The following is a 21887-nucleotide window of genomic DNA, read 5'->3' on the forward strand; positions in this document are numbered from 1 at the left end:
AGGTTTACTTGATAAATACTCCGCCAAACGGCAACGCCTCGCGCAGGAACCGTTTGATAATGCCGTCTTCATTATTATCCCGCTGAAAACGCCTGCTCTGGCGTCCGGCCTGGAACAGCACAGGCCCGTGGCCGGTCATCTTCCAGTGATAGCTCATATGCTGGCTGGCGAGATGATTGCCGTAGACCGTAAGCTCAAGCCGGGCATTCTCGGGATAGGCAATAATACTGCCGGCATCGACATACAGCGGATCAAACGGGTCAAGCTCGGCTTCACAGACTGTACCTTCTGTCAGAATGCCGATGCTGCCATGACCGGAGAATTTCACCTTGACGATATCCCGGGTAATCAGCATATTCTTCATATTCAATACTCTGGTCTGCATGGTGACTCCCTTACTGTAGAAGAACAGATGCCTGAAATCATAGAGCAGATCGCTCTTGCCGTCGAGCTGCAGCGTCTTGACACGGTAACCGGGCGGCAATGCAGCGACGAACCGGCAGGGACCGGTGATATCCGAGCGGATCAGCTTTCGTTTGCGGTACATGCCCTTCACATCCATCAGCCGGTCCGCCCGTCCTGAAGAGGGGCCTTGATAGGCTATAATCTGCTGCGGATGGAGCACATGAACCTCTTCATTCTCTGCGACGGTAAAAGCAACAGCCTGTCCGCTGCCGCTGTCGCCTTCATCCTGGACATCAACATTCATTCCTTATGCTCCCCTCGTGCAGTGCTGTGTACATGCGCTTCTTCCTCCAGCCTTAACGCAGCCGGTCGCTTCTTCTGGAACGGTGGCGCATGGTGAAGCGCAGCAGCCGGATCAGCAGGAAATAACCCAGGATAAGAGCAAGTCCGGTGATTACCGTCACCTTGATCCGGTTATAGTAATTTTCCCGTGCCGTACGGTCATTCTTCAGTTCATCGACGACCTGGCTGAGCTGGCGGTTCTGTTCCTGCAGCGCGGCATTCTGGGCCTGGTAGGTCGCCATTTGCTGCAGAGACTGGTCCAGCTGGTCTTTTGTCTGCCCCAGCTCGTCCACTGCCGTTCCAAGCTCCGCCTTTGTTTTCTGCAGTTCCTCCGCCGTCTGCTGATAGCTCTCCTGCAGTTTGTTGACTTCACCGGGCAGCTCCGAGAAGCTCTGTAGTCCATTATATAAATCAGTGAAATAGTTGGCTTTGGCCGCAGGGATATCATAAGTGAAAGAAATCCCGAGCAGCAGCAAGGCCGACCCCAGCAGCTTTATCATATTTCTTGTTGCGCGTTTGTTCATTAATGATCACCACCTGTTATAGGCTTGTTGTATTCTTATTTTATCATAGCCGGTCCTGATTTGGGCAGTGCGGGCAGCTTTAGGCATAATTACCCTTCCTGTCTATGCAGGTAACCATATGTGTAATACAGTACAAATCATATGAAGGTTTCTATTATATTGAGTGTGCACATAAATTAACGTATACTTTGAACGGAAAGGAGCTGCTTCGAGTGAATAAATGGCTCAAAACGTTGTTGTTTCTGGCAGGTTCTGCACTGTTGACCCGGTTTATTCCGTTCTCATCCTTATTCCGTAATCTGGATACGATGTTTCACGAATTCGGCCATGCGCTGGTAACCCTGCTGCTCTCGGGGAGTGTGCTGCGGATAGAGCTGCATCCCGACCATAGCGGTGTAACCTATTCAGCGATTGCCGCAGGGGGGAGGGCAATTCTTGTATCGCTGGCCGGTTATCCTCTGGCTTCACTGTTCTCATTGCTGCTCTTCTATCTATATAGTAGAGACAAGCGGCAGTGGGGGCTGATTATGGCCAGCGGTGTTGCGCTGGTGATGCTGGTGCTCTATGTACGGGGCGGCTTTGGGATGATTTGGCTGAGCGGTTTTATTCTGCTGAATGCCGCTATGCTGTTCCTTTGGCCGAAGGTCAGCAAATATTATTATTTATTTCTTGCATTTCTGACTCTGGAGGAGTCCGTAATGGGGACGCTATTTTTGGTAACGGCTTCGGTACTGACGCCTTCCCGTGCGGGGGATGCAGCAAATTTGGCCAGATTAACGCCGCTGCCGGCTATATTGTGGGCACTGCTGTTCTTCCTCTTCTCGCTGCTATGTGCCAAGTGGGCGCTGGGCTTTTTTTTCAGGGAAGAAAAAAAAGCTAACCGGGCAAGAAGCCTATAATGCGCAAAACTGTGTTCGTCATATTTTGACAAAATAATAGACTTTCGCAAAGAGGCAATTACCTTTAGTGGTAGGTTGGCTCTTTTTTTGTCGATATTATAGGACCGAACATATATTCCATGACAAGGAGTTGTCCGCCATTATTGGTACATTAATAGAAGACCCAAAAAAAGAAAGAGGTGGAAATATGCAAGCAAGTATTCAGCCCATATTTACTTGGAGCCAGGATCGGATTTTAGCAGGAGGTGCGAAGAATATTATCCTGCTCGTGGAGTGGAAAGGAGTGTCACAAGGAGAGGAATTCCGCAAGAAAAGCCGAAAGGTTGTAGCCCGGGAAATTGAGCTGCGTGTATGGCTGGAAAGCCACGTTACGGTGACCGGATGCTACGGGTGTACAGCAGAAGAAGGAGAAGGACGCTCACTGCTGCTGAAGCTGGGCAAAATCCATTCCGGGCAACGCAGGTTTATTGCTTTGGAATTTACGATGTCAGGCATGCCTGCAGGCATACATGAGGCGCTTTGGCTGCAGTGGCAATACAGACAGCCCACGGTAGAACGTATACGTGAGCTGCCGCTCAAGAAGCTCGGAATGGAATATTCACATCATACGGATGTACTGGGCGCTCAGTGTTGTTTTCATGTTGAGAAGCATGTAGAACTGCTCAAAATGGAGGGATTATTAGCAGAAAGGGAAGTGGCCAGAGCCCAAAATCAGCAGCAGGTCTCCACGGAGAAGCTGCGGCGTCAGGCGGATAAATTGCTGCTGCTCGCTGCACGTTCCGGCGATATGCAGCTTGTAAAGGAAGCGGAAGCACTCTATAAGCAGCTTGAGGTGGAGATGACTCTCTTGGGAAAGGTTGTAACGAGATAAATGTAAGGAATGCAGCAGGGATACAATAGGCAGTGATCATACATATAGGTTAAAATTTGAATCCAATTCGCAGAAATAGATAACGAATCGTGTAATATATAAATGTGGTAATATAGTAAAATAGTTCTATTATATTTTCTTATCTCGGTTATTACATCCTTGGTTATAGATATATATAACTAGTTTATTTAAAAATAATGGGTCTATTTTACCATGAATCAAGGAGAACTGAAAATGACAGACCGATTAATCCGGCTGATGCGCATTATTACGCTAGTTCAAGCCAAACCGGGAATTCTGGCCCGTGAGCTGGCGGAACGATGCGGCAACAGTGAGAGAACGATTTACCGGGATATGGATGCGCTCAGTGCCATGCATATCCCCATTACCCATATGGGACACGGTAAGGGATATGCTTTTATCGGTAATTTTGCACTGTACCCTTTGGATTGGTCAGAAGAAGAAGAAGCCGCATTTTCACAGTTGCGCAGTATTATGACGGATATCAAACCTTTACTGCCCCCGGATTTCGAAGACGCCTATGAGAAAGTGATGGCCGCAGAATATAAGCAAAAGGCAGAAAGGGAAGAAACGATGGAGAGCGCGAAGAAGGAGGCGGGTCAGCATTGGATGGAGAGAAGCGGATCTCATGGAGATCAGCCATTCTATCTGACCGGCATTCTGGATGCCGTGATGAAGCAGCGCAGTATACAGGCGGACTACAGTGAGAATGCATACGAAGAAAAAGGTATCAAAATTGATCCCTACTGCCTGGTCCCGTTGGAGAATCGTTTTCATTTGATTGGGTTTTGTCATCGCTTCGGGATCATCCGCACCTTTCATATTAACGGGTTTTCCAGTGTGAAGCCGCTGGACAGCTGGTTCTCCAAGGATAAATTTGATTTACAGGCTTTTATGGAGCAGAAGTGGTCTCTGGACCAGGATAGTCTGCAGGTAGAATTCAAAGTCAAGTTCTCGGAACGGATGATGGAGAGGCTTAAGCATGAGGAGATGTTTGTGAAGCCCAGCAGGGTGGACCGCCAGAACCGCTGTCTGCATTTTAAGGTTGCGGTGGAGCAGGATATTGGCTTTGTTCACTGGATTATGAGATACGAGGAAGAAGCTGAGATTATGGAGCCGGTCTACTACCGGGAAGTTCTCAGAAATCAGCTCGAGAAATGGCTGTCGCTATACAAATAGCGCAGTTTTTCTTTTTATATATAGGTATTTACACAGGTTGGGCATGTAATTATTCATACCAAAACACTCGTGTTAGTTATATGTGCAAATTTTCCTTGTCTAGTCGGGGTATATATAGTAAGTTATACATTAAATAACAACAATGTGTATTTAAGCGGATTATTGTAACGTGTCATGTCAGGTATTCGTTAATATATCTAACTTTTTAAATATATTTTCTATCCTGTCATTTGACCTTTGTTCAATTTTTAAGTAGAAGAGAGGTAGAGATTTGATCCAGCCCATTCTAAAAATTGAAAATTTGCACACCCACTTTTTTACAGACCGCGGTGAAGTTCCTGCAGTTGACGGTGTTGATTTGTACATTAATCCGGGTGAGGTTCTGGGTGTGGTAGGCGAATCCGGCTGTGGTAAAAGCGTAACCTCCCTGTCCATTCTGAAGCTGGTTCCGAATCCCCCGGGAAAAATCGTGGGCGGACGTATCCTGCTGAAGGGCCGTGATCTTGTCCCGCTCAAAGAGAAAGAGATGCGTAAGATCCGCGGTGACTCGGTCTCGATGATTTTTCAGGAACCGATGACTTCGCTCAATCCGCTGTTCACGGTCGGACAGCAAATTATAGAAACCGTACGCCTGCACCGCGGACTCTCCAAGAAGGAGGCCCGGGAGCACGCTGTAGAGATGCTCCGCAAGGTTGGCATTCCCCGGCCGGAGGCCATTATTGATGAATATCCGCATCAGCTGTCGGGAGGCATGCGCCAGCGTGTAATGATCGCCATGTCCATTTCCTGCAGTCCGGAGCTGCTGATTGCCGATGAGCCGACGACTGCGCTTGATGTAACGATTCAGGCACAGATTCTGGATCTGATCCGCCGGCTTAACGAAGAACAGGGTACCGCAGTTATGCTGATTACCCATGATCTTGGTGTTGTAGCGGAGATGTGCCACCGTGTTGCGGTTATGTATGCCGGCAAGGTAGTGGAGGAAGGCAGCGTACGTGATATTTTCAAGAATCCGCTGCATCCGTATACCCGGGGGCTGATCGAATCGGTACCGCGGATGGATGAAACCAGAGAACGACTGTATTCAATTCCGGGCAATGTGCCGATTCTCAGCAAAGAAATGCAGGGCTGCCGGTTCGCGCCGCGCTGCCCTGATGTCATGGATATCTGTCGTCAAAGTCTTCCGAAGCTTACGCTCCAGGAGGAACAGCACAGCTGCAGATGCTGGCTGCATGAAAGTCAACAGGAGGATGCGGTATGAGTGAGAGCCTGCTAGAGGTCAAGGGCCTTAAGAAGTATTATCCGATCAACAAAGGGTTCTTCAATCGCGCGCAGGGTTATGTCAAGGCTGTGGACGATATCTCCTTCTCGGTAAGCAAAGGTGAGACCTTTGGCCTGGTTGGAGAGAGCGGCTGCGGTAAATCCACAACCGGCCGTGCCTTGCTTCGGCTGATTGAGCCCACGGCGGGAGAGGTTTGGTTCGAAGGTCAGGATATCACGAAGCTATCTATCGAAGAGATGCGCAAGCGGCGCCGGGAGATGCAGATTGTTTTCCAGGACCCGTTCTCATCCTTAGATCCGCGCAATACCGTACAGCGTATTCTTGAAGAGCCGATGATCGTGCACGGAGTAGGCGATGCCAAGCAGCGCCGGGCCGAAGTAGAACGGCTTGCGGATGTAGTCGGGCTGGCTAAAGCGCATTTGCAGCGTTACCCGCATCAGTTCTCCGGCGGACAACGCCAGCGGATCGGGATTGCCAGAGCACTGGCGCTCCAGCCGAAGCTGATTATCGCCGATGAGCCTGTATCTGCACTGGATGTATCGATCCAGTCACAGGTCATTAACCTGATGCAGGATTTACAGAAGGAATTCGGATTGACCTATATCTTCATCGCCCATGATCTCAGCGTGGTGAAGCATATCTGCGACCGTGTTGCCGTCATGTATCTGGGACGGATTGTTGAAGTCACTGATAAGCATAAGCTCTATGCCGATCCGCAGCATCCCTATACGCAGGCGCTGCTGTCCGCAGTTCCTGAGCCCGATCCTGATATCCGCAAGGAACGGATCATTCTGCAGGGTGAGGTGCCGAGTCCGGCGAATGCGCCGGTCGGATGTGCTTTTAATACACGTTGTCCCAGGGTGATGGAGGTATGCCGTAATGTCAGACCGCCGCTGCAGGAGACAGGGGCCGGACATTTGACCGCGTGCCATCTGTATGATGAGGAAGTCTGTTCCCGGCTGGCCTAATGAAAGAAGGAAGAATTCAATACCGCTCTCTATGCATTGGCCCTGATATATGGCAGCGCTTTGGCGCAGCTCCATATAAACGCTTTAATACTTTTAATGAGAGAAGGGAGTTTTCTAGAGATGAAGAAGTGGAGTAGTCTTGCACTGGCAGTAACGCTGGGGGCGGTATTAACATTAAGCGGCTGCGGGGGTAACAATAACAACGCAGGCACAGAAGCGACTGCAGGCACGAATGCAGCGGCGACTACAGCACCGGAGAGCTCACCTGAAACATCGGCTAACACTCAGGATACGCTGATTCTTGGGCGCGGCGGCGATTCTGCATCGCTGGATCCGGCCATTGTCACCGATGGCGAATCCCTGAAGATTGCCCACCAGGTATTCGATTCCCTGCTGGAATACAAGCCCGGCACCTCTGAAGTACAGGCATCCCTTGCGGACAGCTGGGAGGTATCTGCTGACGGTCTGACGTATACCTTCAAGCTTCATCCGGGCGTGAAGTTCCATGACGGAACGGATTTCAACGCTGAAGCAGTAGTCTTCAACTTCACGCGCTGGAGTGATCCGGCAAGTGAGTTCAAGTTCGAAGGCGATTCCTTTGATTACTATGATTCGATGTTCGGTCCGGACGGCAGCCGTGTAATCAAAGAGGTTAAGGCTGTAGATGCCACTACGGTAAAGTTCACACTCAACCAGCCGCAGGCACCGTTCCTGCAGAATATCGCTATGACCTCCTTCGGGATTGCCAGCCCTGCTGCCATCCAGGAGAAGAAGGAGAACTTCAAGAACGAGCCGGTAGGCACAGGACCTTTCGTGTTCACGGAGTGGAAGCATAATGATTCCATTACACTGGACAAGAACCCGAACTACTGGAAAGAAGGCCTTCCTAAGCTGAACAAAGTAATCGTCCGCTCCATTCCGGACAACTCGGCACGCTTCAATGCCCTGCAGAACGGCGAGATCGATCTAATGGAGGATTTAAGCCCGGATGATCTGTCCACACTTGAAGGCAATACTGAGCTGCAGAAGATTGAGCGCCCGCCGTTCAATGTAGCGTACCTCGGCTTCAACTTTAAGAAGAAACCTTTTGATAATGTGAAAGTAAGACAGGCGCTGAACTATGCGGTGAACAAACAGGCAATCATCGATGCATTCTTCTCAGGCCAGGCTACTGCAGCGGTTAACCCGATGCCGCCTTCACTGTGGGGCTACAACGATGCTGTGCAGGATTATGATTATGATCTGGACAAAGCAAAGGCACTGCTGGCGGAAGCTGGTTACCCTGACGGCCTGCCGGATACAGTAACCCTCTATGCTATGCCGGTATCCCGGCCTTACATGCCAGACGGCAAGAAGGTTGCGGAAGCCATTCAGGCGGACTGGGAGAAAATCGGTGTGAAGACGGTTATTGAATCTCCGGAATGGGCGACTTATCTGGATGACACCAAAGCCGGCGAGAAGGATGATATCTACATGCTCGGCTGGACCGGCGATAATGGTGACCCGGATAACTTCCTGTATACGCTGCTCGATAAGGATGCTATCCCCGGCAATAACCGTACCTTCTATGTGAATGAAGATCTGCACACGATCCTGATCAATGCCCAGAAGGAAACGGATCAGGCGAAACGCTCCGACCTGTACAAACAGGCTCAGGAGATCATCAAAGCGGATGCACCGTGGATTCCGCTTGTGCACACTACACCGCTGCTGGCTGCGAAGGCCAATCTGAAAGGATTCGTTCCAGGCCCTACAGGTACGGAATATTACAGCGAAATTTACTTCGAATAGTATGCTCCATAAGCATTTCCTTGCCGCCGCATGCCGGGCGGCAAGTTATGCTTAAGGACCACTGGAAGGTGAGCCAACTTGAACTCCTACCTATTAAAACGTGTCATGGTTTTATTTCCTGTGCTGATCGGAATGACGATTATCGTCTTCTCCATTATTCATGCCATTCCGGGTGATCCGGCAGAAACCATTCTGGGCCAAAAGGCAACCGAGCAGTCCAAACAGGCGCTGCGCGAGCAGCTTGGTCTCGACAAACCATGGCTGCAGCAATACTTCAACTATATGGGCGATTTGGTGCAGGGCGATCTGGGAACCTCGATCCGGACCAAAACACCGATTGCCAAAGAGATTATGCCTTATCTGGCGGCAACGCTGGAGCTTACGGCAGCAAGTATGCTGTTCGCTACGATTGTAGGAGTGAACGCCGGTATTCTAAGTGCCTGGCGGCAGAATTCCTGGTTTGATTATACCGCGATGATTATAGCGCTCATTGGCGTGTCCATGCCGATCTTCTGGCTGGGGCTGATGGAGCAGATGTTATTCGCGCTGAAGCTGCACTGGCTGCCCTCGATAGGCAGAATGGATCAGCGGAATCCAGTGGAGAGTATAACCAATCTGTATGTGATCGACACGATACTGGCAGGAGACTGGCGCCAGCTGTGGACGGTCATTAAGCATCTGATCCTGCCAAGCATAGCACTGGGCACCATTCCGATGGCAATTATTGCCCGGATGACCCGTTCGAGCATGCTGGAGGTCATGAACTCCGACTATATCCGTACGGCAAAGGCCAAAGGATTGTCGCAATTCCTTGTCGTATATAAGCATGCACTTAAGAATGCGCTGATTCCCGTGCTGACCGTAGTAGGTCTGCAGACAGGTGCGCTTCTCGGCGGTGCGGTGCTGACAGAGACAATCTTTGCCTGGCCGGGCGTGGGAAGATATATATTTGAGGCGATCAGCTCACGCGACTATCCGGTAATCCAGACCGGTATCCTGATCATTGCTTTTATCTTCGTATTCATTAATCTGCTGGTGGATCTGCTCTATGCCGTCATTGATCCGCGCATCAACTACAAGTGAGGGGGGAACCTATGGGACAGGCATCAATTCAAGTAACGCCCCCGGCTGTACCTGCTGACAAGGTTTCCGGGCCTTGGCGGGATGCGTGGAAGGCTTTCCGCAAGAATAAGACAGCGATGCTCGGCCTTGGCATCATTGTGTTTTTTGTGCTGATTGCCCTGCTGGCACCCTTCATCGCGCCTTACGGCTTCAAGGAGCAGGAGCTGGTCAACCGGCTCAAGGCGCCGTCCGCTGACCACTGGTTCGGTACAGATGATCTGGGCAGAGATATGTTCACCCGTATTCTATACGGTGCCCGGATATCTCTCTGGGTGGGCTTCTTCTCGGTTATCGGTTCCATTGTTGTCGGTACGTTTCTGGGGATTCTTGCGGGATTCTACGGCAAATGGATCGATATGCTGATCTCCCGCATGTTCGATATTCTGCTGGCCTTCCCGAGTATTCTGCTGGCTATTGCCATCGTAGCCATTCTGGGGCCTTCGCTGCAGAATGCGCTATATGCCATCGCCATAGTTAATATCCCTACCTATGGCCGGCTGGTAAGGGCCAAGGTACTCTCTCTGAAATCGGAGGAGTACATTACGGCAGCCCGGGCGATCGGAATGACGAATAACCGCATTCTGCTGACCCATATTCTGCCGAACAGCTTAACGCCGATTATCGTGCAAGGGACACTTGGCATCGCCACTGCGATTATTGAGGCAGCTGCACTTGGTTTCCTGGGACTCGGCGCACAGCCGCCCGATCCGGAATGGGGCAAGATGCTCTCGGATTCACGGCAGTTCATTCAGAAGGCACCCTGGACGGTTATTTTCCCGGGGCTGTCCATTATGCTGACCGTGCTAGGCTTCAACCTGGTAGGGGACGGCCTGCGCGACGTGCTTGACCCGCGTATGAAGAATTAACTTCTGTTCACTGATAGCCCTGCAGGCCTTTGGCTTGTAAGGGCTATTTTTTCTGAGTAGCTATACTTACAGCTGGAATTATCACTTGTTCATGTCAATAATAACTAAATATAATCAAACATAATCAAAACGTATAGTAAAACCAAAAAAGATGTGCTAGAATAGCACCAAAATATATAAGATACATACATGGGAGGAATGGAAATGTTCAAGAAGCTGGGGTTAGTGTTAGTGGCGGGATTGGTAGCGGCGGGATTGTCTGCTGCACCTGGTGAACGGGCACAGGCAGCTAAGAAAACTGAAATTATTATATCTGCGGCAGCCAGCCTGCAGGACAGTCTCGACAAGATTGCCGTGACTTACGAGAAGCAGCATCCCGGTATTGATCTTGTTTTTAACTACGGTGCTTCCGGTACGCTGCAAAAGCAGATTGAACAAGGCGCTCCGGCTGATCTGTTCTTCTCTGCAGGAGACAAACAGATGACTGCCCTGGTAGATGGCGGGCTCATTAGTGATAATACGGAACTGCTGAAGAATCAGCTGGTTCTCGTGGTGCCTTCTGATTCGAAGACTTCCATTACTACAATCACCCAGCTTACCGATAAAGCGTTCAAGAAGGTGGCTGTCGGCCAGCCGGAATCCGTGCCGGCCGGGCAATATGCGCAGCAGTCATTGACGGCTAAGAAGGTATGGGATACGCTGCAGAGCAAGCTGGTCTTTGCCAAGGATGTCCGTCAGGTATTGTCTTATGTGGAAACAGGCAATGCAGATGCCGGCTTCGTCTACAAGACAGACGCGCTTACGTCGAACAAAGTGAAGATTGCCCTGACAGTGGGCGGACATGTGCACAAGGCCATTAATTATCCGGTAGGCATTGTTAAGGAGTCCCCGCATCAGGCGGAGGCCAAGGCATTCTACGATTATGTACAGACAACAGCGGCGGACGCGGTATTTACAAGCTACGGCTTTCAATTAGCACAATAATAACTACTATATAAATGGGGTGAGAAGAGATGGAGATCAATTGGACCGATTTTTTCGCCCCGGTCTGGCTTTCGGTCAAGATTTCAGTGATTACCAGCATTATAGTGTTTTTACTGGCTACGCTCGCAGCCAAGAAGATGGCAGGGCGGAGGTTCTTCGGACACAGCCTGGTTGAAACGGTCCTGCTGCTTCCGCTGGTTCTGCCGCCGACGGTTGTCGGCTTCGTCCTGCTGGTGATCCTCGGCCGGCGTAGCTGGATCGGCAGGCTGTATGAACAGTTCACCGAGCATACCATTCTGTTTACCTGGGGCGCGGCAGTCATTGCCGCAGTAGTCGTTGCTTTCCCCTTGGTATACAGGACAGTCAAGGCGGGCTTCGAAGGGGTGGAGAAGGATCTTGAGGATGCCGCTCGGGCGCAGGGAGCCAGCGAGCTTCAGGTCCTGCGCTATGTAACCCTTCCGCTGGCCAGCCGTTCACTGGCCGCAGGTTACGTGCTCGGGTTTGCCCGGGGGCTGGGCGAATTCGGCGCAACGATTATGGTAGCGGGGAACATCCCCGGACGTACCCAGACGGTGCCGACCGCAATCTATGTAGCGGTTGACGGCGGCAACATGACGCTGGCCTGGATGTGGGTATGCTCAATCATTGTCATCTCGGCCCTTATGCTGATGTTTGTTAACCGCCGATCCTGACGGAGTGTAAGCTAAATTACCCCCGGTATCACCAGAAATTCTGGAGATACCGGGGGTTTTTCATTGGGGCATTCCCATACCCATTCTGCGGTAATCGGAAGGGGATACGCCGGTCTCTTTCTTGAAGATCCGGTTAAAGGACCGGTAATTCTCAAAACCGATAGATTCGGAAATTTCGAATGTCTTATGATCCGTGGTAAGCAGCAGCAGCTTTGCCTTTTCAATCCGCAGACGGGACAGGTATTGAATGAAGCTTTCGCCTACTGCTTTTTTGAACATGGAGCTGAAATAAGGCACACTGTAATTAATCGAAGCTGCCAACTCCTCCAGCTTATAGGGATAGCTGAGGTCTTCGCGCATATGCTGAATGATTCTTGTAATCGAAGCATCGATCTTCCGGCCGCCCTCCTGAAGCTGCTGAAGCTTGCGGAAATAATCGCAGGTCGCCTCGTGTACGGAGTTGAAGGTTTGGCACAGCTCCATTTTTTTACGCAGGTCCGCTTCGAGATCCGCACCGCCCTCTGCTCCAATAACGTTATGGCTCATATCCAGGAAGACTCTCAAATATAAGGATTTGATCTGCTCCGGGTCCCAGGATTGCTCCATAGCCTGGCGGTATAAGGAGAGGCGCTCCTGCTCCAGTGCAGCCGTGTTCAAATGCGGCTCCAGCAGTGCTTTCTTGAGTACCTTGCTCCAGAATCGGCTAAGGGGCTCCGGAATCCGCTGGAAACGGGCGATCTGTTCCCAATCCTCAATAGCAATGCTATCGCCAAAGCGGTAAAAGAAAGGATAGGGGGCAGAAGCCAGCCGTTTCAGTGCCTCAGGCCGGGCCTTCAGTCCCTGGCCGAAGCTGCACTGCAGGGCAATGCAGCTCATTTTGAGATTGGCGGCAAAGGAATCCAGCACCTGTTCCGGGAAATTGGGGCGCATAGCCTTTGACGTATCGGTGTATATGGCGAGAAAACGTCCCTTGTCGAGCGCGATGACTTTATTCGGGCCTATGCCGGCCAGCAGCTCCTTGAGTACGTTGACTCCGGCGAATTGCCACAGCTTCAGCTCTTCAAGCTGATCGATCGGGAAGCGAAGGGAATTCCTGTCCAGCTCCAGCAGCAATACCTTGAAGCTTTGTTCGTGAAGCGGGAGCTGAGCGTCCTCCAGACTGCGCAGCCATTTGGCTTCGGCCGCCGGATTCAGCAGCATATCCAGAAAGAGGCTCTGCTCAATCTCCAACTCGCTGAGGCGGACCTGCTGTTCCAGCTGGAGATGCTTTTCCCGGGTTTCATCAAGTGAGTTCACCTGGGAGGCCAGCTCCTCCATCGTCCGGGTCAACAGGCCGGGATCAGAAAGACAGTCATCTTTAATGAGATAGGCTGCAGCCTTCAGATGAATGGCCTGCTGGGCATAATGGAAATCCTGGTGGCAGGTAAGGATGATGATCTGCGGCGGACGTTCTCCGCTTTTCTCAATTTCACTTAGCATCTCAAGCCCATTCATGCCCGGCATGGTGATATCGGTTACGACAAGCTCCGGCTTGTGCTTCAGGAACAATTCCAGTCCGTCCCGGCCGTCTTCGGCTTCGCCGACCAGCGTGAACAAATCGGTACGCTCTTCAATGAAATGCCGGAATACCGTTCTTGCCGGAATTTCGTCCTCCACGAGCACAACTCTATAGGGATTCATGAGGCTCCTCCTTTACAAGAACATTCTCAGACGGCAGCATAATACGGATCGTCAGCCCTTCACCCGGAGCACTGGAGAGCAGAATTTGCGCGTCCCCTCCGAACAGCAGCTTCATCCGCAGCCATACATTCTGCAGCCCGATGTTCTCCGTGGACTCTTCATGGAGCAGATGGAGCTGCAGCTTCTTCAGTTCGGCTTCCGCAAGGCCAATCCCGTCGTCAGTAATCTCAAGGATGATATAGTTCTTCCCGGTATCGGTGAAGACCCGTATACTGATATGCCCTTCCGGCGTTTTACGCGGAAGAATCCCATGGAACACAGAATTTTCGATCAGCGGCTGGAGGCTCAGCTTCGGAATCTGCATACTCTGCAGCGGCTCCTCGATGCTTGACTCCAGCCGGATTTGACATTTATACCGCATATTGAGCAGCCCCACATAATCCGCCAAGTAATCAAGCTCCTGCCGAAGCTGCACGGTCTGCTCGAAATTCTCCATAGAGTACCGCAGCAGCGCGACCAGCCGGCCCATCAGCGAATTGATCTTCTCATAATCCTTCATCATGGCGAACATCCGGATGGTATTTAAGGTATTGTACATGAAATGGGGATTAATCTGCGATTGCAGCGCTCTAATCTCCAGCTTGCGCTTCAGGTCCTCCGAATCATGCAAATCTGCCAGCAGATCCTGAATGCGGACAGCCATCGTATTAAGCATCCGGCCCAGATCTCCGATTTCATTATTGGCAAAATGAGTGACCCGGGCCTCGAAATGCCCTTTCTTAAGCGCATCGACCTGCCGCTTCACGGCTTGCAGCGGCCGGTATAACTGATACCCGAACCCGACAACGCATAGTGCACCCAGCACCGCAAGAATGACCAGGAAATAAGTTACGGTCCGCCGGATAATGTCTGCGCTGGCGGTAAGCTCCTTGGACGGAATCTCCGAGACCACGATCCAGTTGTCGTAGGTGGAGGTCTGTTTTACTGAGACAATGGAAGAGCCGGCTGCGAATTGATCGGGGCGGTTCAGCTCTTTCCAGTGCTTGAGAATACCCTGTACACGCCGGGTATCCTCGGCTTTCTCCAGCTTGCTGGTTGTAGCAATCGTCAGCCCGTCTTCGGTCAACAGCGAAATGGAGCCCTCGCTCCCGAGCTGAATATTCTCGATCTGCCGCTGGTATTGGTTATTGCTCATGGAGATCAGCAGCACTCCCTTCAAGTCCTCATACAAATCGAAGGGAACCCGTGAGATATAATAGGTGGAAGAGTCCAGAATCGCAAGTTCCGGCAAAGAGTGCTTATCCAGAAAAATATTAGGTTTCCCCGAGGCCAAATACGTTTCAATCAGCGGCCGGTAAGGGGAATCCGCAAGGGCAGCCGGAGCCTCCGTAGAAGAGAGCACTTCCCCTGTAATAGCTGAATAGACCTGCAGCCCCTCTACATTCCCGATAATCGCCGAGGCGCTGCTGAGCACGGAGATCAGGTCCTTTTTGCGGACAACCTCTTCAAAATATTGGGCCGACGGTGAAACCAGCGCGCCCTGAATCGACGAAATACGTGAGTATTGCTCGCTTAATTCCCTCAGCCGGGTCATGGTTAATTCAATCCGGTCTACGACCTGATTGACAAGCTGGGCATTCAGACGGTTCACCTGTTTCTCAACGGTTGTGGTGGATACGCTTACAGAGATAATAGACAATACAATCAGCGGAATCACGGAGATGGCGAACATGACGAGAATCATCTTGATATAGAAGCTCCGCCGCAAAAAGCTGAAAAATGGTGAACTCATAGGAACCCCTTCCGTTAACCGGTTTTAGACGCTGGATGCTGGATAGGCTATCCTATAAAGATTATAGTACATTGGAGAATAAGGAGAAACACAGATCCGAGGGAATCTTAAGAATGGTGACACTTTGGCTCGAATCCGGCATGTTCACTACCTGCGGTGTCTTCTATAATCCAAAGTGTAAGAACAATGTAAACGCACTCAATACAAGCGAATGGGGGATAACAATGAATTTTACAAGAAAGCTTGTACCGCTTATGGCATCAGCAGCATTAATGGCAACAGCCCTGGCAGGCTGCTCCGGTAACAACAATTCTGCAGCAGGCAGCACAGCCTCACCGGATGGAAGCGCACAGACAGAGACTGGCGGCAAGCCGGCCAGCATCAAAGCGATGACGATCCTCTTCGGCAATCCGCCGGAGATGGGCAGCAATAAAGCGCTGGAGGATCTGGAAAAACGCGGCAACGTTGATCTGGATGTGACCTTCGTACCCTCCGAGGCCTATACCGATAAGCTCTCCGTAGCCGTGTCGGCAGGTGATTCCTATGATCTGCTGCTCATGGACGGCGGAAAGGATGACAAATTCAATAACCTGGTGAAGATGGGCGCGTTCCATGATCTGACGCCTTATCTGGAGAAGACGGAGAATATCAGCCAGATCGATGATGTTGTCTGGGATGGAATCAGAATTGACGGCAAGGTATACGGAGTTCCCCGGCCGCGCGGCCTGTACGGCGGAGGGGAAGCCAATATCCTGATCCGTAAGGACTGGCTGGACAAATACAATCTGGCTGTGCCAAAGACGATGGATGAGCTGACGAATGCACTTGCTGTATTCAAGGAGAAGGATCCGGCGGGCGGAGGTAAAACCATTCCGTTTACGATCTATGGTTCAGACGGAGTCAACAGTCCCGGACCGTTCTCAGGTGTGCTTCCGATTCAGTTTGCCTTCGGCATTCCTAATGTGTGGAAGCTGGACGGCGGGAATGCTGTGCGCGATTTCCAGACTCCCGAATACAAGGCATTCCTGGAGTGGCTGAGAGATTCCTGGAGCAAAGGCCTGATTGACAAGGATGCGCCGGTGCTCAAGAATCAGGGCCAGGCACGGAGCAAGTTCCTGGCAGGCACAGCTGGTGCTTTTGTGGGGAATGTCAGCGATTTGGGAGAGGCCAATGTGGAGAAGCTGAAGCAGACAGATCCGGATGCTGAAATTGCCATTGTCGACGTGCTCGAAGGGGCAGACGGACACAAAGGTGCTGCTGTACTCGGCGGATACTACGGGCTGTGGGTCATTCCAAGCTCCGTACCGGAAGACAAGGTTCAGCAGATTGTTGATTTCCTTGATTTCACCGCCTCCGAGGAGAATATAGCATTCTCCAAAGCGGGAGTTACCGGCATTCACTCCAGTGACTTCAAAGATGGTGTTGCTGTGCAGACTGAAGAGCAGAAGAAGCAATACGACCTGGATAAGCCGAGCCAATTCGTGCTGGAGAACCGGGTAGATCCATATGTATACGCCAGCTCCAAGGAGCCGGAGATTCTGGCGCAGCAAAAGGCGACGCTGGATATTATCAGCAAGATCGGTGTTGAGAATCCGTTCCTCAGCTACAACTCACAGTTCGCCAGCAAGAATCCGGACAGCTACAAAAAAATGAGCGCCGTGATGACGAAATATGTGCTGGGTGAAGGCACCTGGGAAGATGTGCAGAAGGAGATTGATACCTGGACTAATGGTGCAGGTATGCAGATAGCCAAGGAACTGCTGGATCAGTATAATGCAGCGCACTGAATAAGACACCCATAAATATACACAGAGGCAAAGGAGGGGGCTTCCCCTTTCTTTTGCCCATGGATAAGGAGGTTTAGCCTGTGCAGAGAACTTTGCGCCCTAAACGGTTTAATCAATTATGGCCTTTCTATTTACTGGCGGCACCTGGCATTCTCTATTTTCTGGTTTTTCATTATATCCCGATGTCAGGACTCATTCTGGCCTTCAAGGAGTACAGCCCGTTCAAAGGCATTATGGACAGCCCGTGGGTGGGGCTGGATAATTTCAGACAGTTTTTCGGAACCTCCGATTTCTATATTTTGCTGAAAAATACACTGCTGATCAGCCTGCTGAACCTGATCATTTATTTTCCGTTTACGATACTCCTGTCGTTACTCCTGAATGAAGTGCGGCTCAAAGTGTTCAAACGGGTGTCGCAGACGATCGTCTATCTGCCTCATTTCCTGTCCTGGGTCGTCATTTACGGGATTACGATTTCGTTCTTCGGGCCTTCAGGCGTTATTAATCATTATCTCAGCCAGTGGTTTGACGGCAATGCCAATTTCCTGGTGAGCAATGAATGGTTCCGGCCGCTGGTCATCTTCCAGTCCATCTGGAAGGATGCAGGCTGGGGGACAATTATCTTCCTGGCGGCACTGGCAGGAATCAACCCGGAGCAGTACGAAGCGGCCAAAGTGGATGGAGCGAGCCGGCTGCAGAGCATCTGGCATATTACCCTCCCCGGCATCAAGAGCACGATTGTTATACTGCTGCTGCTCCGTCTGGGCTCCTCTATGGACTCCAACTTTATGCAGATCTTCCTGATGACCAACAGCCTCAACCTGGATGTCTCCAATGTGTTCGATCTGTTCGTCTACCATATCGGTCTGGAGCAATTCAATTACAGCTTCGCGATTACCGTAGGCATGTTCAAATCCGTTGCCAGTCTGATCCTTGTAGTCGGGGCCAATTATGCGGCAAAGCTGCTTGGCGAAGAAGGCATATTCTAGAACAAGAACAGGAGTGGAGACGTTATGAAGCTCAAGGCAACATGGTTTGACACCATTATTGTAGTTATTATCTGCTTAATCAGTCTGCTGGTTATTCTGCCTTTTCTATACATTATCGCGGTATCCTTCAGTCCGCCCGGAGATTCAATGGCCGGGAATTTCTTCATCTGGCCCAAGCACTGGACGCTGGATGCTTACAGCTATCTGCTGAATGCGAATACGTTCCTGACCTCGGTCAAGAACTCCGTGATTATCACGGTAATGGGTACGCTGCTTAGCCTGTTTGTATCGATTACCCTGGCCTATGCCTTATCCAAGAAGTTTCTGCCCGGCCGCCGCATCATGCTGCTGATTATTTTCTTCACCATGATCTTTCACGGCGGTATGATTCCCAGTTATCTGGTGGTCAAAAATCTGGGTCTGATCGATTCCTACTGGGCAGTGGTGCTTCCGGCGGCTTCCAGTGCTTTTAATATCATGGTCATCCGCTCGTTCTTCCAGAGCCTGCCGGAAAGTCTGGATGAAGCGGCAAGAATTGACGGGGCAGGAGAGTTCAGAATTCTGTATTCGGTCGTGCTCCCGCTGTCCAAGCCGATCATCGCCACGTTTACGCTGTTCTTCATGGTGCAGTTCTGGAATGAGTTCTTCTCTGCGGTCATCTATCTGAATGATACATCACGCTGGCCGATTCAACCGCTCCTGCGGCAGATGGTGGCGATCAGCGCCTCCAATATTTCGGCAGAGGCTGCAGTTGACGCACAGCTTGCGGCCAACCTTGGACCCAATGTCCAGAATGCGGCGATATTGCTCGCTATGCTGCCTATTGTAATCGTGTATCCGTTCCTGCAGAAGTATTTTGCCAAGGGAGCCATGCTGGGTTCGATCAAGGAATAGACGCGGATGAGATCCGTTAAACCAATAAAGGTGAGGGTTCAAATGACGATTGGATATAAAGACTTGCGCCATAATCCTATATATACAAAGCCGCAGCTGTCGGATGAAGAATTCCTCGGCACCATGCTGGACTTGAGCAGACCTGAGCTTGCCGGTGTGGCCGCACAGCTGAAGACAGGTGATGTCCCGGCTGCACGGAATGCCTATCTGGAGGTCATTGCAGCAGGTAACAACGGGAGATATTACTTTGAAGTGAAGGATGTTCCCAAGCTTCAGGCGTATGCCGCAAGCTACTACGGCCATGAGGAGGAAGCGCAGCAGACAATCGCTGAGGCAGACCGGATCGTGGAAGGGGATATCCCGCTATTTAAAGGGAAAAGAGTGGTCTTTCCGCGTGGAACCTATGACTGGAACAGCTGGCTGTATGACAGCTCACAGTATCAGCTGCATCTGACCCGGTTCGTATATGTGAAGCATCTGTCCAGAGCTTATGCGCTGACCGGTGATGAGAAATACGCCAAATGCTTCAATGACATGATCAGCGACTTCATCGATGATAATAGGATGCCTGTCGATGATACGTTCCGTTCCGAGCATTCGACCTGGGACCCGCTGTCTGTCGGGGTGCGGCTGTTTATGCTGCCGGAAGCCTTCATTATCTTCTTCAGCTCACCTGCGTTTGAACCTGCGGTTAAGCTGAAGCTGATCAAGTCCTTCCAGGAGCACGGGCAGTATGTGCGCAAATATCATGCCAGCGGCGGCAACCATGTCTGCATGCAGCTGCGGGGGCTGATCCAGACGGCGCTGCTCCTGCCGGAGCTGAAGGATTCCGCAGAATGGCTGGAGTACGGGCTGCGTGAGCTGCCGGGATATATCCGCCAGAACGTATATGCGGATGGGGTACAGTTCGAAGGCAGTCCGAATTATCATCTGATCGTGATGCGCGATCTGTATGAACTGGTGGCACTGTTCCATAAGCTTGGAATTGACGCCGGGGAGTATCGCGACACCTTGGAGAAAATGTTCACCGTGACGATGCATCTGCTGGCCCCCGACGGACAGCTGGTCAAATTCGGCGATACGGATGTGCAGGTGGTCAGTGAGCTGCGCAATGTCATGAGTCTGGGCGCTTATCTGTATCAGCGCGGCGATTTCAAAGCGCTGGGGCATGAGCGGCTGCCGTTCTCGCTGCTCTGGAGAATAGGGCCGGAAGCGGTGCAGCAATATGAGCAGCTGAAGGCGAAGCAGCCTGCCGAAACGGCAGCCTGCTTCCCGATTGGAGGTTACATTACCTCCAGACAGGGCTGGAGCAGGGAAGACATGTACATGGCGATGCGTGCAGGGATTGGAGTCGGCGGACATGCCCATTCGGATGCGCTGAGCCTGGTGCTCTACGCCGGAGGGCGCGAGCTGCTGGCGGATTCAGGCATGGGATTATTCGAGTGGAACAAGGAGCGTAAATATACGGTATCCACCCGGGCCCATAATACTGTAGTGGTGGATGGCCAGGACCAGCATGTCCGCAGCTTTCACTGGAATACGCCGACTACGGCAGCCTGCAGAATCTGGGACATCCAGTCCAGTGAAGCTTATGACTACAGCTTCGCGAGCCATTACGGCTATACCCGTTACGATGATCCGGTCATCCATTCCCGCAAGGTGCTGTTCATCAGGAACAGCTACTGGCTGATTGTGGATCTGTTTGAAGCGAAGGAACAGCACCGTTATGAGCAGTACTTCCATCTGCCTACAGGCGGAGCGAAATATGACTGCCGCAGCGGGGAAGTGTCCACTCAACTGGAGGGGGCTAATCTGCTGCTGCATCTGCCGGCCGGCCACGCTGAGGACCAGCTGGTGCTTGAGCAGGGCCTGATCTTCAAGCAGGGGGAGTATGCTGAGAGTCCGGTGGTGAAGCGTTCGCTAACTGTGACGGGGAGGACGGCAATCGTAACGCTTGCCGTTCCGTTCGGAACGGAGAAACCTAAGGTGACCATTGAGCCCCTGCCTGCACGGATGAACGGGAAAGTGCTATCCGCTGAAGAGGCAACGGCCCTGCGTATTATAATGGGAGATAGAGTGGATGAAATCTGCTTATACCATAATAGTGTAGAGGTAGCGGGCTACCTCGATCACACCGGCAATATCATTGCCGAAGCGCTGCTGCCCCGCAAGGAAGAGCCGGCAGGCTTGGAGTTTGCCGGGGGGAGCTATAGCCGGGATGTTATTGTGATCACGGAATCCAAATCATAGCGGTCTGAAAAGAACAACGTCCATCCTGTACCGGGGTGGTCGTTGTTTTAGTTGTAAATATAAGAATTTACGGTTAAGTGCTCCTTCGAAAGGGAGAGCTTAAAGGAGTGGGAGGGATGAGAGAAGGAAGGGCGCAATACCTTCACAATAGCTCAATGTATTCGATATTTCGAATACATTGGGTCTGGTTACCTTCACAGTAGCTCATTGTATTCGGTTTTTCGCATACAATTGGTCTGGATACCTTCACAGTAGCTCATTGTATTCGGTTTTTCGCATACAATTGGTCTGGTTACCTTCACAGTAGCTCAATGTATTCGGTTTTTCGCATACATTGGGTCTGGATACCTTCACAGTAGCTACAATGTATTCGATATTTCGCATACATTGGGTCTCTATACCTTCACAGTAGCTACAATGTATTCGATATTTCACATACATTGGGTCTCGATACCTTCACAGTAGCTCATTGTATTCGGTTTTTCACATACCTTGGGTCTGGTTACCTTCACAGTAGCTCATTGTATTCGGTTTTTCGCATACAATTGG

At 51.2% G+C, this 21887-nt stretch carries 18 protein-coding genes; 14 read left to right on the forward strand and 4 right to left on the reverse strand.

Annotation, left to right across the window (positions count from 1 at the left end):
* Positions 1-4: 4 nt before the first annotated feature.
* Positions 5-709 (reverse strand): AIM24 family protein, encoded by a 705-nt coding sequence (locus tag P40081_RS05650; RefSeq protein WP_042133978.1) that lies wholly within the window; start codon positions 707-709, stop codon positions 5-7.
* A gap of 52 nt (positions 710-761) precedes the next feature.
* On the reverse strand, positions 762-1271 hold the full coding sequence (locus P40081_RS05655; RefSeq protein ID WP_042133980.1) for a phage tail tape measure protein: 510 nt from the start codon (positions 1269-1271) through the stop codon (positions 762-764).
* A gap of 212 nt (positions 1272-1483) precedes the next feature.
* Between P40081_RS05655 and P40081_RS05660 the strand changes: the two genes are divergently transcribed.
* From P40081_RS05660 to modB, 10 genes are all read left to right on the forward strand, one after another.
* Positions 1484-2170: a M50 family metallopeptidase gene (locus P40081_RS05660; RefSeq protein WP_042133981.1), complete on the forward strand. Its 687-nt coding sequence runs from the start codon at positions 1484-1486 to the stop codon at positions 2168-2170.
* 187 nt (positions 2171-2357) lie between these two features.
* Positions 2358-3041, forward strand: a complete 684-nt coding sequence (locus P40081_RS05665) for a hypothetical protein (protein ID WP_042133982.1) — start codon at positions 2358-2360, stop codon at positions 3039-3041.
* Between the two features lie 234 nt (positions 3042-3275).
* Entirely contained in the window at positions 3276-4241 is a 966-nt protein-coding gene (locus P40081_RS05670) for a helix-turn-helix transcriptional regulator (protein ID WP_042133984.1), read from the forward strand.
* A gap of 271 nt (positions 4242-4512) precedes the next feature.
* Complete coding sequence (locus tag P40081_RS05675; RefSeq protein ID WP_042133986.1) at positions 4513-5502, forward strand: ABC transporter ATP-binding protein; 990 nt, start codon at positions 4513-4515, stop codon at positions 5500-5502.
* Positions 5499-6491 (forward strand): ABC transporter ATP-binding protein, encoded by a 993-nt coding sequence (locus tag P40081_RS05680; RefSeq protein WP_042133988.1) that lies wholly within the window; start codon positions 5499-5501, stop codon positions 6489-6491. The genes P40081_RS05675 and P40081_RS05680 overlap by 4 nt, the downstream gene beginning before the upstream one ends.
* Positions 6492-6611: 120 nt before the next feature.
* Positions 6612-8282: an ABC transporter substrate-binding protein gene (locus P40081_RS05685; protein WP_231575292.1), complete on the forward strand. Its 1671-nt coding sequence runs from the start codon at positions 6612-6614 to the stop codon at positions 8280-8282.
* Positions 8283-8360: 78 nt separating this feature from the next.
* Entirely contained in the window at positions 8361-9365 is a 1005-nt protein-coding gene (locus P40081_RS05690) for an ABC transporter permease (RefSeq protein WP_042133990.1), read from the forward strand.
* A gap of 11 nt (positions 9366-9376) precedes the next feature.
* Positions 9377-10270 carry a nickel transporter permease gene (gene nikC, locus P40081_RS05695; RefSeq protein WP_042133992.1) on the forward strand — a complete coding sequence of 298 codons (894 nt, stop codon included), beginning with the start codon at positions 9377-9379 and terminating at the stop codon, positions 10268-10270.
* Between the two features lie 204 nt (positions 10271-10474).
* A complete protein-coding gene (gene modA, locus P40081_RS05700) occupies positions 10475-11254 on the forward strand; it encodes a molybdate ABC transporter substrate-binding protein (protein ID WP_042133995.1) in 780 nt (259 codons plus the stop codon).
* A 29-nt stretch (positions 11255-11283) separates the two neighbouring features.
* Positions 11284-11946 carry a molybdate ABC transporter permease subunit gene (gene modB, locus P40081_RS05705; protein ID WP_042133997.1) on the forward strand — a complete coding sequence of 221 codons (663 nt, stop codon included), beginning with the start codon at positions 11284-11286 and terminating at the stop codon, positions 11944-11946.
* Between the two features lie 60 nt (positions 11947-12006).
* Here the strand turns inward: modB and P40081_RS05710 are convergent, their stop codons facing one another.
* Both P40081_RS05710 and P40081_RS05715 read right to left on the reverse strand, forming a co-directional pair.
* Positions 12007-13626, reverse strand: coding sequence for a helix-turn-helix domain-containing protein (locus P40081_RS05710; RefSeq protein ID WP_042133999.1), 1620 nt, complete (start codon positions 13624-13626; stop codon positions 12007-12009).
* On the reverse strand, positions 13613-15418 hold the full coding sequence (locus tag P40081_RS05715) for a sensor histidine kinase (protein WP_042134001.1): 1806 nt from the start codon (positions 15416-15418) through the stop codon (positions 13613-13615). Before P40081_RS05715 ends, P40081_RS05710 begins: the two co-directional genes overlap by 14 nt.
* A 224-nt stretch (positions 15419-15642) precedes the next feature.
* On the opposite strand from P40081_RS05715, the gene P40081_RS05720 reads away from it, so the two are divergent.
* From P40081_RS05720 to P40081_RS05735, 4 genes are all read left to right on the forward strand, one after another.
* Positions 15643-17205 (forward strand): extracellular solute-binding protein, encoded by a 1563-nt coding sequence (locus P40081_RS05720; RefSeq protein WP_042134002.1) that lies wholly within the window; start codon positions 15643-15645, stop codon positions 17203-17205.
* A gap of 80 nt (positions 17206-17285) precedes the next feature.
* Positions 17286-18194 (forward strand): ABC transporter permease, encoded by a 909-nt coding sequence (locus tag P40081_RS05725; RefSeq protein ID WP_042134003.1) that lies wholly within the window; start codon positions 17286-17288, stop codon positions 18192-18194.
* Positions 18195-18218: 24 nt separating this feature from the next.
* The gene (locus tag P40081_RS05730; protein ID WP_042134005.1) at positions 18219-19088 is read left to right on the forward strand and encodes a carbohydrate ABC transporter permease; all 870 of its coding nucleotides are present in this window, start codon (positions 18219-18221) and stop codon (positions 19086-19088) included.
* Positions 19089-19130: 42 nt separating this feature from the next.
* Entirely contained in the window at positions 19131-21338 is a 2208-nt protein-coding gene (locus P40081_RS05735; RefSeq protein ID WP_042134006.1) for an alginate lyase family protein, read from the forward strand.
* The last annotated feature ends 549 nt before the right edge of the window (positions 21339-21887 follow it).

Origin of the sequence: Paenibacillus sp. FSL P4-0081, assembly GCF_000758565.1 — a bacterium.
GTDB classification, from domain to species: Bacteria; Bacillota; Bacilli; order Paenibacillales; family Paenibacillaceae; genus Paenibacillus_AQ; species Paenibacillus_AQ phytohabitans.

Coding starts and splice junctions, on each gene's coding strand:
- P40081_RS05650 (WP_042133978.1), bottom strand. CDS start 709: ATGAATGTTGATGTCCAGGATGAAGGCGACAGCGGCAGCGGACAGGCT.
- P40081_RS05655 (WP_042133980.1), bottom strand. CDS start 1,271: ATGAACAAACGCGCAACAAGAAATATGATAAAGCTGCTGGGGTCGGCC.
- P40081_RS05665 (WP_042133982.1), top strand. CDS start 2,358: ATGCAAGCAAGTATTCAGCCCATATTTACTTGGAGCCAGGATCGGATT.
- P40081_RS05670 (WP_042133984.1), top strand. CDS start 3,276: ATGACAGACCGATTAATCCGGCTGATGCGCATTATTACGCTAGTTCAA.
- P40081_RS05680 (WP_042133988.1), top strand. CDS start 5,499: ATGAGTGAGAGCCTGCTAGAGGTCAAGGGCCTTAAGAAGTATTATCCG.
- P40081_RS05685 (WP_231575292.1), top strand. CDS start 6,612: ATGAAGAAGTGGAGTAGTCTTGCACTGGCAGTAACGCTGGGGGCGGTA.
- nikC (WP_042133992.1), top strand. CDS start 9,377: ATGGGACAGGCATCAATTCAAGTAACGCCCCCGGCTGTACCTGCTGAC.
- modA (WP_042133995.1), top strand. CDS start 10,475: ATGTTCAAGAAGCTGGGGTTAGTGTTAGTGGCGGGATTGGTAGCGGCG.
- modB (WP_042133997.1), top strand. CDS start 11,284: ATGGAGATCAATTGGACCGATTTTTTCGCCCCGGTCTGGCTTTCGGTC.
- P40081_RS05710 (WP_042133999.1), bottom strand. CDS start 13,626: ATGAATCCCTATAGAGTTGTGCTCGTGGAGGACGAAATTCCGGCAAGA.
- P40081_RS05715 (WP_042134001.1), bottom strand. CDS start 15,418: ATGAGTTCACCATTTTTCAGCTTTTTGCGGCGGAGCTTCTATATCAAG.
- P40081_RS05720 (WP_042134002.1), top strand. CDS start 15,643: ATGAATTTTACAAGAAAGCTTGTACCGCTTATGGCATCAGCAGCATTA.
- P40081_RS05730 (WP_042134005.1), top strand. CDS start 18,219: ATGAAGCTCAAGGCAACATGGTTTGACACCATTATTGTAGTTATTATC.
- P40081_RS05735 (WP_042134006.1), top strand. CDS start 19,131: ATGACGATTGGATATAAAGACTTGCGCCATAATCCTATATATACAAAG.